The sequence below is a fragment of the Luteimonas sp. A478 genome (assembly GCF_054052025.1).
The window spans coordinates 506,163-520,364 of the sequence record NZ_JBSVRF010000002.1 but is presented as its reverse complement, the minus strand read 5'-3'; the positions used below and the strand labels follow the sequence as shown (position 1 = coordinate 520,364).

The window sequence follows — 14,202 nt, the reverse complement described above, 5'->3', positions numbered from 1 at the left end:
AATGAAGCCCAAATCCTTCAAGGGCATGCGCTGCTCCATCGCGGGCGCACTCGAGCTGATCGGGGATCGCTGGACGCTGCTGCTGATCCGCGACCTGTCGCTCGGGCTTGCCCGCCATGACCAACTGCGCGAAAGCACGGGCATTCCCACCGCCACGCTGGCGGCGCGCCTCAAGCATCTGATGCAGCACGGCATCGTCGAACCGTCGCAGTACCAGGAGCGGCCGCCACGGGTCGAATACCGGCTGACCGCCAAGGGCCGCGACCTGTGGAAGGTCAGCGTCGCACTGCGCGAATGGGGCGATCGCTGGGATGCGAGCGGCTTTGGCGCGCCGACCGTGGAGACCATCGATCGCGAGACCGGGCGACCGCTGCGCCTGGCGCTGGTCGATCCCGAGACCGGCACGGCCGTGCCCACGAACCGCACCCAGCTTCGCCCCGGCCCCGGGGCCGACGACCGCACCCGCCACCTTCTCGACAACCTCGCCACAGGAGCAGCCCAATGACCCGATCGCTCGAACTCTTCTACGATTTCCGCAGCCCGTACAGCTACCTTGCCTTCACCCAGCTACGCGAGATGGGCGTCGACCTCGTGCTCAGGCCGATGATGCTGCTGAAGGTGATGGAGGCGGTCGGCAACGTGCCGACCACGCTCACCTGCGCCGCCAAGGGACGCTACGCCTCCACGGACCTGGCGCGCTGGGCGCAGCGCTACGGTATCGCGCTGAACCCATCCGACATGCGCGCGAACGATGGCGATGCCTGTTCGCGCGCGGTGCTGGCGGCGGAGTCGCCGGCGGAGGCAGTGGAAATAACGCTGGCGCTGTACCGCGCGTGCTGGAGCGAGGGCAAGACACTCGCCACGAAGGACGACATCCTCGCTGTCATCGCCGCAGCCGGGATCAACACTGACGCGATCGCCAAGCGGATCGACGCACCCGAAACGATCGCGCAGCTGGAGGCCAACACCAACGAAGCCATCGAGCGCGACGTGTTCGGCTCGCCGACCATGTTCGTCGGCGACGCGATGTTCTTCGGCAACGACCGTCTCGACTTTGTGCGCGAACACATCGCGCTCCTGGAGGAATCAGCATGACCAGCAAGACCACCAAACCACTCGCCCTCGTGACCGGGGTCGGCCCCGGCACCGGCGCTGCCCTGGTGCGGCGCTTCGCCGAGGGCGGCTACCGCGTGGCGATGCTGGCGCGCGATGCGGATCGCCTCGCGGCGCTGGAAAGTGAGATCCCCGACACCATCGCCGTGCCGTGCGACGTGACCGACGTGGCCGCGCTCGAGCAGGCCATCGCCGACGTAGGCATGCCGAAGGTGGTCGTCCACAACGCCGTGGGCGGTGCTTTCGGCACGTTCATGGAGATCGAGGCGGAGACGCTGCAGAAGAACTTCGACATCAATACGATGGCGCTGTTCAACCTCGCGCGGCTGACTGCTCCGGCGATGGTGGAGGCCGGCGAAGGCGCGCTGATCGTGACCGGCAACACCTCCGCCCAGCGCGGCAGGGCGGGTTTCGCCGGGTTCGCGCCGACCAAGGCGGCACAGCGGATCCTGGCCGAATCACTGGCCCGCGACCTGGGGCCGAAGGGCGTGCACGTCGCCTACCTGATCATCGACGCGGTGATCGACGTGCCGTGGCAGCGCGAGCGGTTGCCCGATGCGGCGGATGACTTCTTCATCTCGCCCGCCTCGATCGCGGGCGAGGTCTTTCACCTGGCGCATCAGCCGCGCGACGCCTGGTCGTTCCTCGCCGAAGTCCGTCCCTTTCACGAGCCGTGGTGAGCGCCGTGGATACGTGGGGAGACGGCGCGCTCAACGGCCTCGAGCAGCTTCGCGCCCTGATGGTGGCCGGCTCCAAACAGCCGCCGATGGGCGAAACGCTCGGCTTCACGCTGGTCGAAGTCGATCGCGGCCATGCTGTGTTCGAAGGCACGCCCGACCGGACCGTCTACAACCCGCTCGGCTCGGTGCACGGCGGTTACGCGGCGACATTGCTCGACAGCGCCTGCGGCATTGCCGTGCACAGCCAGCTCGACGCCGGGCGCGGACACACCACGCTCGAACTGAAGGTGTCGTACCTGCGTGCGCTGAGCGACAACAGCGGAACGGTGCGCGCAGTCGGCCGCGTTGTCTCGATGGGACGACGCGTCGCGTTCGCCGAGGCGACGCTGCATGACGGCGACGGCCGGCTGTGCGCGACGGCCACGTCGACGCTGCTGGTATTCGACATTGAACAACCCCAATGAGGGAGCAGAGATGGACAAGACGATGAGTGGATTGGAACTGCGATCGCTGGCGACGTCCGATGGACAGCTTCGCCTGAGCCTGGAGACGGCCGTACTGGATGAGCCCGGCCCGGATGAGCTGGTGGTGCGGGTCGAGGCCACACCCATCAACCCATCCGACCTTGGGCTCCTGCTCGGCCCTGCCGATGTATCGACCGTCAGGGCCGAAGGCGCGCCGGAACGACCGGTGCTGGTCGCCGACATTCCGCAGCAGCGCCTGGCGGCCATTCGCAGCCGGCTGGACCAGTCGCTGCCGGTCGGCAACGAAGGTGCGGGCACCGTCGTCAAGGCGGGCAGCGAGGTGCAGCATTTCCTCGGCAAAAAGGTCGGGATGCTGGGCGGCGGGATGTACACGCAGCTGCGCAAACTGCGGGCTCAGGACTGCATCCTGTTGCCCGATGACGTGGACGTCGCGGACGGCGCTTCCATGTTCGTCAATCCGTTGACGTCGCTTGGCTTCACCGAGACGATGAAGGCCGAGGGGCACAGTGCCATCGTGCAGACCGCCGCCGCTTCGAACCTGGGCCAGATGCTCAACAGGATCTGCCTTGCGGACGGCATCGGGCTCGTCAATATCGTGCGCAGCAGCGAGCAGGCGGCGATTCTCCGCGCCATCGGCGCACGCCACATCGTCGACAGCACGTCGCCGGACTTCCAGGCCGAACTTACCGAAGCGATCGCCGAAACCGGTGCAACCATCGGTTTCGACGCCATCGGTGGCGGCAAGCTGGCCGGGCAGATCCTGCAGGCGATGGAAACGGTCGCCAGCCGCGGCGTCACCTCCTACAGCCGCTACGGCTCGGACGCGCCCAAGCAGGTCTATATCTACGGCGGTCTGGACACGGGGCCGACCGTGATCGATCGGACCTTCGGCTTTGCCTGGAGCGTCGGCGGCTGGCTGCTCTTCCCCTATTTGCAGAAGGCGGGCCAGGAGGTCGCGGCGCGGATGCGTCAACGCGTCGTGGATGAACTCGGCACGACCTTCGCCAGCCACTACACGAAGACCATCAGCCTCGCTGATGCGCTCCAGCCAGGGATCCTGGCTGCATATGAGCGCAAGTCGACCGGCGAGAAGTATCTGATCAATCCATCCCTGTAGGCAGGGCTGTTTCAATGCTCAGATATCGGGCACGATCTTGCCGAAGTGCTGCAGCGCCCTTTCGGCCTCCGCGATGGCCAGTCGCCTGCCCACATCGAGGATGCCGTCAATGATGAGGACGTGGGCTGGACTCGTGATCGCATCGAGGTCGCCGGCAATGACCGGGCCCCGGTAGTCCGCGTCGAGCGTCCCGCGCGCCTCGGCTTCATCGAGGGAAGCCTGCCCCGGATCCTGCAGGCGCAGAAGCAGCGGGCCAAGGTCAGCCAAAAGCAGGCAGCACGTCGCGGGCGATGATCTCCAGGTTTTCATGCGCCTGCATGCCGTTCGGCACGAGGTTGAGAAACGCGTGGTGGGTGCCGGCATCCCGCATGGCTTCCAGCACGTCGGCCAGGGCAAGCGAGCCGGTTTTTACCAGACGGCATGCCGCCCTCCCCCGCTGGAGCCGACGCAGATCGCGCACATTTGAAGAACCTTCACGGATATCTCCCGCTCGCGGGACTACTTTTGCATGACCTTTCTCGGTGACTCTGGGCACGAACCACAAATCATGTCCCGCAAACCGATCAATGACTTGCCGCGCGCCACCCAGCTGGCGTCCCCCACCCGTGACCCGGATCGACTGATGATCATCGAGGGATCGGATCAGGTTCCGCGCGCAACCCTGCTCAAGCGTTTTCCAGTACCGCGCAATATGGGGATAGCCCCGGAATCGCGTATCAAGAACGGCAAGACGTGGCCGGTGCCTGTCGGCGCGACGCGAACCAAACGGTTCCAGATCTACCGCTACGATCCAGATTCCACCGCCAATCCGCGCCTGGATACGTTTGAAGTCGATCTCGACGACTGCGGCCCAATGACGTTGGACGCACTTTTCTGGATCAAGAACAAGGTCGATCCAACCCTTACGTTCCGGCGCTCATGCCGCGAAGGCATCTGCGGCTCCTGCGCCATGACCATGGATGGCACGAACTGGCTCGCCTGCATGCGATTCATCACTGACCTGGCTTCGCCAGCAACCATCTATCCGCTGGCGAACATGCCGGTCGTCAAAGATCTTGTTCCGGATCTCACGCATGTATTCGCGCAATACACCGCGATCGAGCCATGGCTCAAGTCCAGAACGCCAGAACCCGAGCGCGAACGACTTCAATCGGTGGAGGAACGTCACAAGCTCGATGGCTTTTACGAGTGCATTCTGTGTTTCTGCTGCACGTCGGGCTGCCCCAGTCATTGGTGGAATGGCGACCGTTTCCTGGGCCCTGCGGTACTGCTCCAAGCTTGGCGTTGGCTTGCCGACAGTCGTGACGACGCAGCGGATGAACGGCTCGACGCACTCGAAGACCCCTTCCGCCTTTACCGATGCCACACCATCCTCAACTGCACCCGGACGTGTCCGAAGGGCCTGAACCCAGGCAAGGCCATCGCGGAGATCAAGCGGCAGATGATCGAGCGCAGGGGCTGACGGCGGACCTCATGGAAAAAACGTCAAATCATGTGCGGAAACGGCCGATGCCCCGATCTCCCAATATCCAGATCTATCGCCCGCAGCTGACTTCGGTCCTGTCGATCGTCAATCGCATCACCGGCGTCATGCTGAGCGTGTGTGCCATCGTATTGGTGCTCTGGTTGCTCGCTGCCGCATCAGGACCGAGCCCCTATAGCCTCGTACAAAGCGTTATCGGCTCCTGGGTCGGCCAAGCCCTGTTGGTGGCAGCCACCCTGGCGTTCTTCTTGCATCTTTGCGGAGGCATCCGCCATCTGTTCTTCGATGCCGTGCAGGGATTCGAGTTGCGTTCCATTTATCTGTCCGGCTGGGCCGTGGTGGTGGCGAGTGTGGTGTTGACCGTGTTGGCCTGGGTGCTCGCCATACTCTTGAGAGGGAGTTAGGACATGGGCAGTCACGACATGCGATCCCCCGTGGCCCGTGCGGCCGGGCTCGGATCGGCGAAGGCGGGCGTCGAGCACTGGTGGGCCCAGCGCGTTTCAGCCATCGCGCTCATCCCGCTCACGCTCTGGTTCGTCGCGTCGCTCATCGCGCATACCCACAGTGACCACGCCACCTTCCTGGTGTGGTTGAGGGCACCATTGAATGCCGTTGCGATGATCCTGTTGCTGCTGGCGTTGTTCCATCACACGGCGCTCGGTCTGCAGGTGGTCATTGAGGATTACATGCACTCACGTGCCAGGTTCACGGTGCTGGTAGCGATGCGTCTGACCTGTCTCGCATTGGCCATTGCCGGTGCCATGGCCACCCTGCATATAGTCTTCAAATGAACGCGAGCGTGAACCCGGAGGAGTACCATGATATTCGTTGAAGCATCGCTGCCTGTAGCGCGCGAGCGGCTCGTCATGCTTGCCGACGACGCGCAACTCATTGAGGCCGCCAAACTCTTGCGCAATACCGGGACCGACCTTGTGGTGATTTGCGACGTGAATGGTGTGCTGGCGGGCGTCGTGACCAAGACCAACGTCGTCGACCAGATCAGCCGATGCCAAGGATGCGGCTGCACCACCGCGGTTTCATCTGTAATGGTGCGCGATGTTCTTGCTTGTCGGCCAGGAGATCGGATGGACGAGGTGTGGTCGAAGATGAGAACGCGTGGCTTGAAGAACGTTCCGGTGACAGACGAGGATTCCCGGCCAGTGGGAGTGCTCAATGCCCGCGATGCGCTGCAAGCGCTCATGCAGGAAGTCGAGTACGAGGAATCGCTGCTTCGAGACTATGTGATGACCGTCGGTTACCACTGAACCCAGTGTACGAGCCTTGCTGTTTCGGAGCTTTTTATGTCTGACGAAGACCTGCAATCCCTGACCCCGTTGCAGCTTCGCGCGAAAGCACTTGCAAGCTGGGAAAACGAGGGTGGCGCGATCCGTAGCGAGCATGGAGAAAATGCCGCTTCGGATGAGAAACCATCCGAAGTGCCTCCTCTGACGAATGCGGAATTATCGTAACTGCACATTCGTGATTGCGCTGGAAGGCTTGGTCACTGCCTTGCTCGTGGATGCAGCGGCCGGTATTGGCGGTGACGACGGACCTCTCAAGACAAAGCGACGGCCGAAAGCTTCACCGTGAATCTCATGTCGGCAACATACTTGAAACAGGCCGATCGATTAAGGGCGTTAACTAACCGGCCTTCGCACTCGTGCTGGATGCATTGCCGCGCCGTCCCCTTAGCCAAGAGCAGGCAGCACGTCGCGGGCGATGATCTCCAGGTTTTCATGCGCCTGCATGCCGTTCGGCACAATATTTAGAAGCGCGTGGTGGGTGCCGGCATCCCGCATGGCTTTCAGCACGTCGGCCAGGGCGAGCGAGCCGGTGCGATAGCCGAGTTCGATCTCTTCGGCCGGAGCGGCGCGGTCTTCGACGAGTTCAATGGCCAGCGCCACGCTGAAACTGCGGAACTGGCCGTCAGCGGAGCGGTCGACAGCCGTCCGCCAAAGCGCATGTCGGTCGCGCTGCACCTGGGGCGGGCGATGATAGGTCGCCCATCCGCAGGCATTACGCGCGATCCAGTTGAGGCTCTGACCTCCGGAACCGACAGCGAGCATGGGGATGATGCTTTGCGCAGAAGGCCGGAGCTCGAAGGCGATGTCCGGATTGGACGTCGCGCGCAGGACGCGTGACGGCTGCTCCAGCGCCGCAGCAAGTTCGGCCCAGTGTGCGCGATAGAGTTCCCTGCGATCGTTGGAATCCGCCCCGAACGCGGCAAACTCCTCGGGCCGATCACCGGATCCGAGACCCAGTACGAAGCGGCCCGGCGCCAGGCGGTCAAGCGAGATCGCGGCCTTGGCGATATGGAGCGGATGCCGGAGCGTCAGCACGGTCGCTGCGGTGCCGATCGCGATGCGCGAGGTCGCCGCGGCGATGGCCCCCAGCATCGCGAAGGGTTCCGGATGACCGAACGCCTCGGGATACCACGGCCCATTCAACGGAACGTCGCGCACCCAGACAGCGGCGAAGCCGAGCTGGTCGGCAAGCGCGGCCAATCCCAGCTGCTGGCGAACGTCTACATCCTCGATCCCGGTTGCGCGGATCGGAAGCACAATGCCGATCGACATCTGATTTTCGCGAAACAGGCTTTCGTGGCGTTCCGGGTGTTGAGACATGAGTGCCCTACTCCGACCCCTTTACCGATGACAGCTTAGCGCCCGAGTGCCGAGATGAGCTGATCCAGGCTGGTGGCAAGGGACTCGGTTTCGGCCGCCGAGAAGGACACATCCCGCCGGAAAACTTCAGGAATCCGTCGCGCGGGGGCGCGGAGCGCGCGCCCGGCGTCCGTAAGGGAGATCAACACCCGTCGCTCATCGGCTGCATCACGTCGCCGCAGCACAAACCCGTTGGTTTCCAGCCGTTTGAGAAGCGGCGTCAGGGTGCCGCTGTCCAGGTGGAGGCGTTCACCGATGGCGTTGACAGTCTGTGGCTCGGATTCCCACAGCACCAGCATCACCAGGTACTGCGGGAATGTGAGTCCGAGTTCGGCCAGCAGTGGCCGGTACTGGCGGGTGACGAGGTTCGATGCAGCATAGAGGCTGAAACACACCTGCCGGTCGAGCGACAGCAAGTCGTCATGGGCAGGGGGCGCTTTTTTCTCCGGCATCTCGAGTCCCGGTGCGGAAGTTGGCATCGCCTAGTGCGTCAAGTCGATCACGACCTTGCCGAAATGCGCTCCCGACTCAAGATAGCGGTAAGCCTCCTTCGCCTCGGAAAACGGGAACACGCGGTCGACCACGGGCTTTATGCCGGCTCCAGCAACGAGTCCGGCGGCCTGCTCAAGCATGCCCCGGCTGCCAACGTAGATGCCAACCATGCGCTTGGCAGTGATCGACAGGGTGGTCGGATTGACCTCTCCACCGAAGCCGCTGACACCGCCAATGACGGCAATGGTCCCGCCCACGGCCGTGGACGCGACAGAGCGGTTGACGGTTCCCTGCCCGCCTACTTCCAGCACCACGTCAACGCCCTTGCCGCCGGTCAGACGCAGCACCTCGTCCTGCCACTCGGGGGTCGTACGGTAATTGATCGTCTCATCCGCACCCAGGGCACGGGCTTGCACCAGCTTTTCGTCGCTGGACGAGGTGATGATCGCCTGCAGGCCTGCGGCCTTGGCCATCTGCAGGCCCAGGATCGAAACGCCGCCAGTACCAAGCAGGAGAACGGTATCGCCCGGCCGCACGTCGGAGGACTCGAAGATGGCATTCCACGCGGTGACACCCGCGCATGGGAGCGTGGACGCTTCGACATAGCCCAGCTGGTCCGGGATCTTCACGAGAGTGTCCTCGTGCAATGTGACTTCCTCGGCAAGCATGCCGTCGATGTCACCACCCAGGGCGTTCCGGACCTTGGCTGGATCGGGCCTGCCCTCGTGCCAGCCGGGGAAGAAGGATGCCGCCACCCGATCGCCAGGCTGGACCCGGGTGACCATCGAGCCGACCGCGATCACGTCTCCCGCACCGTCGGAACAGGGGATGATCGGAATGTCTACCTTTACCGGGTATGCGCCGTTGGCAACCATCAGGTCGCGATAATTCAACGACACGGCTCTTACTTTCACCCGTACCTCGTAGGGTCCGACAGGACGTTCGACAATGTCTTGCAACTGCAGTCCGTCGATCTTTCCGCCGTGCGAAATCCGATAAGCCTTCATGGTGCCTCCAAAAAATCTTCAGGTAGTGCGCTCTCCACTTGTAAGCGAGGCGCTTACGATCGATTGTACATAAATACATTGCGCGCAATGTAAAGGTCTGTTTCAGGGAGCGCGGATCCGCCCTGCAATCGAGGCCCGCTATCGCGGCGACTTTGCCGCTTGCCGTCCGCCAGCCTTGGAGACCGGCTCGGACAGCTCAACGCCCCGCGCGTCAAGCCACTTCTCCCCCCATCCGCTGAGCCCCACGAGGAAAGGCTCGAGACTGCGTCCCTCGGCGCTGACCGCGTACTCCACTCGTGGAGGTACCACCGGAAAAACGGTTCGGATCACCAGCCCGTCTGCTTCCAGCTCTCGCAACTGTTTTACGAGCAGTCGTGCGGTGATGCCCTTCAGGGCTCGCTGCAGCTCGTTGAACCGATGGGTGCCGTCCTTCAGCAGGTGGTAGAGGATCACCCCCTTCCACTTGCCGCCCATGATGTGCAGTGCCGCTTCGATCGCACAGCCAGGCGCTTCCTGATAGTCCCTCAGTCTTCTTTCCGGTTTTGTATTCATACACTACGCTTTTTTGTACTACCTACAGTTTTGTGCAGTAGATGCCACATATGAAGTGACTCTAGCATGTCTCAACGCCGACACCTTCAAGCATCCCTACGGAGTTGATATGAGTTCTTTATTGCTGTCCCCCTTCGAGATCGCGGGCCTTGAGCTGCGCAATCGTGTGGTCATGTCGCCCATGTGCATGCACGTCGCCGCGGAGGATGGTTTTGTGACCGACTGGCACCGGGTCCATTACGGCGCACGTGCCCAAGGGCAGGTGGGATTGATCTTCCCGGAAACCCTGGCGATCACTCGTGACGGGCGGACCGCCGACGGAGACCTGGGCATCTGGAGTGACGCCCATGTGGACGGCCTGAAAAGCCTCGTCGACCTGTTGCATGGCTTCGGAGCCAAGGTCGGAGCGCAGATCGGCCATGGCGGGCGCAACGTTCTCCTGTCGGGCGTCAATCTGATCGCACCTTCCGCAATCCCTTTCAGCGAAGATCGCCCGGTGCCCAAGGCGCTTTCAAAGGATGAAATCGGGCAGGTGGTGGATGCGTTCGGGCAGGCGGCACAGCGCGCCGGGGCGGCGGGTTTCGATGTGCTGGAGATCCATGCTGCGCACGGCTATTTGCTCAACGAGTTCCTGTCCCCGCTGTCCAACACGCGGACCGACGAGTACGGCGGCGACGCCGAACGCCGCTACCGGCTCCTCGGGGAGGTCATCGACAAAGTGAAGCAGTACTGGAGCGGCCCACTTTTCGTCCGCATCTCCAGCACTGATTACACCGAAGGTGGCAACACGCCCGAATCTTTTGTGCAATACGCCAGGTTGATGAAGGACCAGGGGGTTGATCTCATCGACTGCAGCTCGGGGGGGATCGCGCCGGTCAAGGTCCAGAGCTATCCCAACTACCAGGTGCCCGCGGCTGAGCTGCTCCGTCGCGAGACCGGCATTGCCACAGGGGCCGTCGGCTTGATTACCAGCGGACGGCAGGGGGAAGAGATCCTCCGCAATGGTCGCGCGGATCTGGTGTTCGTGGGGCGCCAGCTGCTGCGCGATCCGTTCTGGGTTCGTACTGCCGCCGACCAGCTGGGCCAGCGTATTCACACGCCGGTGCAATACACCCGGTACGGCGCCGTCTGGCTGGATACCCCGCCTGCGCCTGCGGAGCAACAGAAAGCTGCGTAGGTGGCGGCACAGCAGGTAGTAGTCTTGGCCCGCGCCTCAGCCCCCTTTCCTGGAGTTAGCCGATGTCCTTCATGCGCCTTCATTACCCCCACTCATCCGCGCCAGGCGCAGCCGCCCCGGCGGTAGCCCGATGACTGGCCATATCATGCCGCGCCTGTCGATCCTCGAGCTCGGCCGCGTACGCGAGGGAGACGACCGCCGCACCGCGCTCGACGAGGCGCGTGAGCTCGCCCGCCAGGCCGAGGACTGGGGCTACCAGCGTTTCTGGATCGCCGAGCATCACAACATGCCGGCGATCACCACCGCGGCGACCTCGCTGGTGATCGCCCACGTGGCCGCCGGAACCCGGAAGATCCGGGTCGGCGCTGGCGGCGTGATGCTGCCCAACCACTCGCCCTACATCATCGCCGAGCAGTTCGGCACGCTGGCCACGCTGTTCCCCGGCCGCATCGACCTGGGCCTCGGCCGCGCGCCGGGCACCGACCAGATGACCCTGCGCGCGCTGCGCCGCCCGCCGGGCAACTCCGACAACTTCCCGCAGGACGTGCAGGAACTCCAGGCCTGGCTGGCGCCGGTGCAGCCGGGCCAGCGGATCGAAGCGGTGCCCGGCTCGGGCACCGAAGTTCCATTGTGGATCCTGGGTTCCAGCCTGTTCGGCGCCCAGCTCGCGGCCGAGCTCGGCCTGCCCTTCGGCTTCGCCTCGCACTTCGCGCCGCAGGCGCTGGACCAGGCGCTGGCCATCTACCGTGAGCGGTTCAAGCCCTCAGCGCAGCTCGACCGGCCCTATGCGCTGGTGGGCGTCAACATCGTGGCCGCGCCCACCGATGCCGAGGCCCGGCGCCTCGCCACCAGCCAGCAGATGGCGTTCACCGACATCTTCCGCGGCACGCGCGGCCTGACCCAGCCGCCCATCGACGACATCGAGGCCTACTGGACCCCGCAGGAAAAGGTCCAGGCCTCGCACATGCTGGCGCATAGCATCATCGGCAGCCCCGACACGGTGCGCGCAGGCATGCAGGCTCTGGTCGCGCGCACCGGCGCCGACGAACTGATGGTGGTCTCGGACATATTCGACTTCGAACTGAGGCTGCGCTCGTTCCAGATGACCGCGGAGATCATGGGAGCGCACCCGACGTCAGCGTAAGGCTAAAGTGGCCACCGTCCCTGGCGGTGCGGCGGCGGTTCCTGTCACCTATCAACTCTGGAGATATTTCATGAAGCTCTTTTACACGGCAGGCTCCTGCTCGCTGTCTCCCCATATTGTTCTACGTGAACTCGCGCTGCCATTTTCGCTTGAGGCCGTCGATCCCGGTACGAAGATGACCGCGTCCGGCGCGGACTTCAGGAGCATTAATCCCAAGGGTTACGTGCCGGCGCTTCAACTGGACGATGGCGAGGTGCTGACCGAGGGTGCGGCTATTGTTCAGTACTTGGTCGACAAGTATGCCCCCGGCACGTTGGCGCCACTTTCCGGCACGGTCGAGCGCGCCCGCGTCAATGGTCACCTGAACTTCATCGCAACCGAACTGCACAAAGGCTGCGTTCCGCTCTTCAACCCTGCGATGGCGCCCGAAGCGCGAAAAACGGTCACAGAAAATCTCGAACGCAAGCTCGAGGTAATGGAACAGATCTTCACCGATGGACGACCTTATCTGACCGGCCCGGACTTTACAGTGGCGGACGCCTACCTGTTCACAATGCTGAGCTGGTCGCCCAGGATTCAGATCGACCTCGAATGCTGGCCAAACCTCGCCGCGTTCAGCAAGCGCGTGCTGGCGCGCAAGGCCGTGCAAGCCGCTCTCGAGGCTGAAGGGCTACGACTGGCTGCTTAAAAGCCTGCCACGGGCGGGCACCTGGCTGTAAGGCCTTCGCCCGCCCCTGGCAATGCGCACCGATCGCCACCAGCAGCATGTCTAGCAGTAACTTGTCGTCGGCGAGCTGCGGAGTACGTAGTACGCCGGTTGCCGGTAGTCAGGTCTGTATGGTTTCGATGAGAATTTCTGCAACCCGTCCCGGGTTGTCGATCATGATCGAGTGACAACTCGATTCTACGGAAACGACCCGCGCTCCTGCGTCTGTCTGAAAGCGGTCGTACATACCGTCACATATCCCGCCTACGGCATATATGTAGACACGCTTAGCAACAGCCTCAAAACGCCCACTCAACTTAATCGCCTGCACGAAGCACGCAAAGGGGTGAGGCGTAGTTTTTTCATCGATCCACGCCCAATCCTCCGGCAGCGACGTATCGTAGGCCGACGCGGGGAAGGGTGGGACCATTAGCCCTTCGTTTGTCGCCGCCCTGGTAACGAAAGGCTCCATGAATTCGGGCCGAAGGGTGAACAGCGTATCCCCGTCTTCAGGCACGAGCGCGTCGAGATAAACCAACGCGGAGATACGCTCAGAGATTTGATCTGCTACCCCCGTGATCACCATGCCGCCATAGGAATGACCGACAAGTACGACATCCGACAGGTCTTCCCAAAGGATGGTGTTGACGATATCGGTGATGTGCGTGTCGAGATTGATCGGCATTCCAGCAAGGTGCGATCGCTCCCCCAGGCCAGTAAGCGTAGGCGTGTAAACCTCGTGCCCGGCCTGTCGCAGCAATCTGGCGACTCTTCGATAACTCCAGCCGCCCTGCCATCCACCGTGCACGAGAACGAAATTAGCCATGATCAGGGGTTCCCTAGGAGTGGAAGGTCACGCTATCGGTGATCGGCACGCGATCCATCCACATGCGATTTCCCGGGGCTTCATCGTCAGGGTAACCAAAGGAGATACCAAACAGCATTTTGTGCTGGTCGGTGATGCCCAGCGCTTCCCGGATCGTGCCGGCAAAGAACCCAAGGGCCGTCTGGGGTATGCCCCCAAGACCCCTTGCCGCGAGGGACAGAAGGAATGTCTGGCCGTACATCCCGATGTCGCCACCCACACGGACATCGTCCCCGAACGATGGCATGAATAGAAGGGCGATGTGCGGGGCATTGAAGAAGGAATAGTTCAATGCGGCAGCTTGCTTCCGGCCTTCCTGATCTGCTCTCGCGACCGCCAAGGCCTCATAATATGCTTTGCCCTGAGCCTTTTGACGCTCCCGATAGGCTCCATAATACTCATCCATGTCGAACGAGAAATCGGGCGTGAATTCGCCTGCATCGTTCTTTGCATGGATCACTCGAGAGAGATCAGCCAGTTTTGTTCCTGAAACAATGTGCACTTCCCAAGGCTGGGTGTTGCAGTTGGACGGTGCACATTGGGCGTCGGTCAGCACTTCGCGCAGAATATCTTCAGGAACGGGCTTTGGCAGGAAACCACGATAGGAGCGCCGGGTCCGTACCGCGTGCTGAAACGTTGAAGTTTCGTCCGAACCAGCGTCGTTCGGGAACCTCATCAAGGTCGTCATCTGTTGCCTCATCTATGTTTGTAAGTGAAA

General features: G+C 62.8%; 21 protein-coding genes. 13 read left to right on the top strand and 8 right to left on the bottom strand.

What is annotated here, in order from left to right; all coding sequences use genetic code 11:
* The first annotated feature begins 1 nt into the window (after nt 1).
* Genes ACW7G3_RS06035 through ACW7G3_RS06015 form a run of 5 tightly spaced genes read left to right on the top strand, consistent with a single transcriptional unit; the run spans nt 2 to nt 3,395 of the window.
* Nucleotides 2–505 (top strand): winged helix-turn-helix transcriptional regulator, encoded by a 504-nt coding sequence (locus tag ACW7G3_RS06035; RefSeq protein WP_456975451.1) that lies wholly within the window; start codon nt 2–4, stop codon nt 503–505.
* On the top strand, nt 502–1,095 hold the full coding sequence (locus ACW7G3_RS06030) for a DsbA family protein (RefSeq protein WP_456981711.1): 594 nt from the start codon (nt 502–504) through the stop codon (nt 1,093–1,095). The genes ACW7G3_RS06035 and ACW7G3_RS06030 overlap by 4 nt, the downstream gene beginning before the upstream one ends.
* The gene (locus ACW7G3_RS06025) at nt 1,092–1,793 is read left to right on the top strand and encodes an SDR family NAD(P)-dependent oxidoreductase (protein WP_456981710.1); all 702 of its coding nucleotides are present in this window, start codon (nt 1,092–1,094) and stop codon (nt 1,791–1,793) included. Before ACW7G3_RS06030 ends, ACW7G3_RS06025 begins: the two co-directional genes overlap by 4 nt.
* Entirely contained in the window at nt 1,790–2,257 is a 468-nt protein-coding gene (locus tag ACW7G3_RS06020) for a PaaI family thioesterase (protein WP_456981708.1), read from the top strand. Before ACW7G3_RS06025 ends, ACW7G3_RS06020 begins: the two co-directional genes overlap by 4 nt.
* A gap of 10 nt (nt 2,258–2,267) precedes the next feature.
* Complete coding sequence (locus ACW7G3_RS06015) at nt 2,268–3,395, top strand: zinc-binding dehydrogenase (RefSeq protein WP_456981706.1); 1,128 nt, start codon at nt 2,268–2,270, stop codon at nt 3,393–3,395.
* 18 nt (nt 3,396–3,413) lie between these two features.
* Here ACW7G3_RS06015 and ACW7G3_RS06010 read toward each other — a convergent pair whose 3' ends face one another.
* A complete protein-coding gene (locus ACW7G3_RS06010; protein ID WP_456981704.1) occupies nt 3,414–3,704 on the bottom strand; it encodes a hypothetical protein in 291 nt (96 codons plus the stop codon).
* Nucleotides 3,655–3,855 (bottom strand): hypothetical protein, encoded by a 201-nt coding sequence (locus tag ACW7G3_RS06005; RefSeq protein WP_456975463.1) that lies wholly within the window; start codon nt 3,853–3,855, stop codon nt 3,655–3,657. The genes ACW7G3_RS06010 and ACW7G3_RS06005 overlap by 50 nt, the downstream gene beginning before the upstream one ends.
* Nucleotides 3,856–4,017: 162 nt before the next feature.
* Here ACW7G3_RS06005 and ACW7G3_RS06000 point away from each other — a divergent pair, with 162 nt between their 5' ends.
* From ACW7G3_RS06000 to ACW7G3_RS05980, 5 genes are read left to right on the top strand one after another with little or no spacing between them, the layout of a single operon-like run.
* The gene (locus ACW7G3_RS06000) at nt 4,018–4,857 is read left to right on the top strand and encodes a succinate dehydrogenase iron-sulfur subunit (protein WP_456975603.1); all 840 of its coding nucleotides are present in this window, start codon (nt 4,018–4,020) and stop codon (nt 4,855–4,857) included.
* A gap of 47 nt (nt 4,858–4,904) precedes the next feature.
* The gene (gene sdhC / locus ACW7G3_RS05995) at nt 4,905–5,282 is read left to right on the top strand and encodes a succinate dehydrogenase, cytochrome b556 subunit (protein WP_456981702.1); all 378 of its coding nucleotides are present in this window, start codon (nt 4,905–4,907) and stop codon (nt 5,280–5,282) included.
* A 3-nt stretch (nt 5,283–5,285) separates the two neighbouring features.
* Nucleotides 5,286–5,669, top strand: coding sequence for a succinate dehydrogenase, hydrophobic membrane anchor protein (gene sdhD, locus ACW7G3_RS05990; RefSeq protein ID WP_456975467.1), 384 nt, complete (start codon nt 5,286–5,288; stop codon nt 5,667–5,669).
* A 27-nt stretch (nt 5,670–5,696) separates the two neighbouring features.
* Nucleotides 5,697–6,143: a CBS domain-containing protein gene (locus tag ACW7G3_RS05985; RefSeq protein ID WP_456981701.1), complete on the top strand. Its 447-nt coding sequence runs from the start codon at nt 5,697–5,699 to the stop codon at nt 6,141–6,143.
* Nucleotides 6,144–6,179: 36 nt separating this feature from the next.
* Nucleotides 6,180–6,347: a hypothetical protein gene (locus ACW7G3_RS05980; RefSeq protein WP_456981699.1), complete on the top strand. Its 168-nt coding sequence runs from the start codon at nt 6,180–6,182 to the stop codon at nt 6,345–6,347.
* 219 nt (nt 6,348–6,566) lie between these two features.
* Here ACW7G3_RS05980 and ACW7G3_RS05975 read toward each other — a convergent pair whose 3' ends face one another.
* The 4 genes from ACW7G3_RS05975 to ACW7G3_RS05960 form a co-directional block, all read right to left on the bottom strand.
* On the bottom strand, nt 6,567–7,502 hold the full coding sequence (locus tag ACW7G3_RS05975) for a TIGR03571 family LLM class oxidoreductase (protein WP_456981697.1): 936 nt from the start codon (nt 7,500–7,502) through the stop codon (nt 6,567–6,569).
* Between the two features lie 35 nt (nt 7,503–7,537).
* The gene (locus tag ACW7G3_RS05970; protein ID WP_456981696.1) at nt 7,538–7,993 is read right to left on the bottom strand and encodes a MarR family winged helix-turn-helix transcriptional regulator; all 456 of its coding nucleotides are present in this window, start codon (nt 7,991–7,993) and stop codon (nt 7,538–7,540) included.
* A 30-nt stretch (nt 7,994–8,023) separates the two neighbouring features.
* Nucleotides 8,024–9,040 carry a zinc-dependent alcohol dehydrogenase family protein gene (locus ACW7G3_RS05965; RefSeq protein ID WP_456981694.1) on the bottom strand — a complete coding sequence of 339 codons (1,017 nt, stop codon included), beginning with the start codon at nt 9,038–9,040 and terminating at the stop codon, nt 8,024–8,026.
* Between the two features lie 138 nt (nt 9,041–9,178).
* Complete coding sequence (locus ACW7G3_RS05960) at nt 9,179–9,592, bottom strand: winged helix-turn-helix transcriptional regulator (protein ID WP_456981693.1); 414 nt, start codon at nt 9,590–9,592, stop codon at nt 9,179–9,181.
* Nucleotides 9,593–9,701: 109 nt separating this feature from the next.
* Between ACW7G3_RS05960 and namA the strand changes: the two genes are divergently transcribed.
* The 3 genes from namA (at nt 9,702) to gstA (ending at nt 12,601) form a co-directional block, all read left to right on the top strand.
* The gene (gene namA, locus ACW7G3_RS05955) at nt 9,702–10,769 is read left to right on the top strand and encodes an NADPH dehydrogenase NamA (protein ID WP_456981691.1); all 1,068 of its coding nucleotides are present in this window, start codon (nt 9,702–9,704) and stop codon (nt 10,767–10,769) included.
* Nucleotides 10,770–10,914: 145 nt separating this feature from the next.
* Nucleotides 10,915–11,913: an LLM class flavin-dependent oxidoreductase gene (locus tag ACW7G3_RS05950; protein ID WP_456981836.1), complete on the top strand. Its 999-nt coding sequence runs from the start codon at nt 10,915–10,917 to the stop codon at nt 11,911–11,913.
* A gap of 70 nt (nt 11,914–11,983) precedes the next feature.
* Nucleotides 11,984–12,601: a glutathione transferase GstA gene (gene gstA / locus ACW7G3_RS05945; RefSeq protein ID WP_456981689.1), complete on the top strand. Its 618-nt coding sequence runs from the start codon at nt 11,984–11,986 to the stop codon at nt 12,599–12,601.
* A 139-nt stretch (nt 12,602–12,740) separates the two neighbouring features.
* Here gstA and ACW7G3_RS05940 read toward each other — a convergent pair whose 3' ends face one another.
* Nucleotides 12,741–13,445, bottom strand: a complete 705-nt coding sequence (locus ACW7G3_RS05940; RefSeq protein ID WP_456981688.1) for an alpha/beta fold hydrolase — start codon at nt 13,443–13,445, stop codon at nt 12,741–12,743.
* A 13-nt stretch (nt 13,446–13,458) separates the two neighbouring features.
* A complete protein-coding gene (locus tag ACW7G3_RS05935) occupies nt 13,459–14,172 on the bottom strand; it encodes a nitroreductase family protein (protein ID WP_456981687.1) in 714 nt (237 codons plus the stop codon).
* Nucleotides 14,173–14,202 lie beyond the last annotated feature (30 nt).

Bases quoted from the DNA above. Each gene is read 5' to 3' on its own strand.
- ACW7G3_RS05980 (WP_456981699.1), top strand. From the start codon at position 6,180: ATGTCTGACGAAGACCTGCAATCCCTGACCCCGTTGCAGCTTCGCGCG.
- namA (WP_456981691.1), top strand. From the start codon at position 9,702: ATGAGTTCTTTATTGCTGTCCCCCTTCGAGATCGCGGGCCTTGAGCTG.
- ACW7G3_RS06000 (WP_456975603.1), top strand. From the start codon at position 4,018: ATGATCATCGAGGGATCGGATCAGGTTCCGCGCGCAACCCTGCTCAAG.
- ACW7G3_RS06015 (WP_456981706.1), top strand. From the start codon at position 2,268: ATGGACAAGACGATGAGTGGATTGGAACTGCGATCGCTGGCGACGTCC.
- ACW7G3_RS05960 (WP_456981693.1), bottom strand. From the start codon at position 9,592: ATGAATACAAAACCGGAAAGAAGACTGAGGGACTATCAGGAAGCGCCT.
- sdhC (WP_456981702.1), top strand. From the start codon at position 4,905: ATGCCCCGATCTCCCAATATCCAGATCTATCGCCCGCAGCTGACTTCG.
- ACW7G3_RS05935 (WP_456981687.1), bottom strand. From the start codon at position 14,172: ATGACGACCTTGATGAGGTTCCCGAACGACGCTGGTTCGGACGAAACT.
- ACW7G3_RS05965 (WP_456981694.1), bottom strand. From the start codon at position 9,040: ATGAAGGCTTATCGGATTTCGCACGGCGGAAAGATCGACGGACTGCAG.
- ACW7G3_RS05985 (WP_456981701.1), top strand. From the start codon at position 5,697: ATGATATTCGTTGAAGCATCGCTGCCTGTAGCGCGCGAGCGGCTCGTC.
- sdhD (WP_456975467.1), top strand. From the start codon at position 5,286: ATGGGCAGTCACGACATGCGATCCCCCGTGGCCCGTGCGGCCGGGCTC.
- ACW7G3_RS05950 (WP_456981836.1), top strand. From the start codon at position 10,915: ATGCCGCGCCTGTCGATCCTCGAGCTCGGCCGCGTACGCGAGGGAGAC.
- ACW7G3_RS06025 (WP_456981710.1), top strand. From the start codon at position 1,092: ATGACCAGCAAGACCACCAAACCACTCGCCCTCGTGACCGGGGTCGGC.
- ACW7G3_RS06010 (WP_456981704.1), bottom strand. From the start codon at position 3,704: ATGAAAACCTGGAGATCATCGCCCGCGACGTGCTGCCTGCTTTTGGCT.
- ACW7G3_RS05970 (WP_456981696.1), bottom strand. From the start codon at position 7,993: ATGCCGGAGAAAAAAGCGCCCCCTGCCCATGACGACTTGCTGTCGCTC.
- ACW7G3_RS06030 (WP_456981711.1), top strand. From the start codon at position 502: ATGACCCGATCGCTCGAACTCTTCTACGATTTCCGCAGCCCGTACAGC.
- ACW7G3_RS06035 (WP_456975451.1), top strand. From the start codon at position 2: ATGAAGCCCAAATCCTTCAAGGGCATGCGCTGCTCCATCGCGGGCGCA.
- gstA (WP_456981689.1), top strand. From the start codon at position 11,984: ATGAAGCTCTTTTACACGGCAGGCTCCTGCTCGCTGTCTCCCCATATT.
- ACW7G3_RS05975 (WP_456981697.1), bottom strand. From the start codon at position 7,502: ATGTCTCAACACCCGGAACGCCACGAAAGCCTGTTTCGCGAAAATCAG.
- ACW7G3_RS05940 (WP_456981688.1), bottom strand. From the start codon at position 13,445: ATGGCTAATTTCGTTCTCGTGCACGGTGGATGGCAGGGCGGCTGGAGT.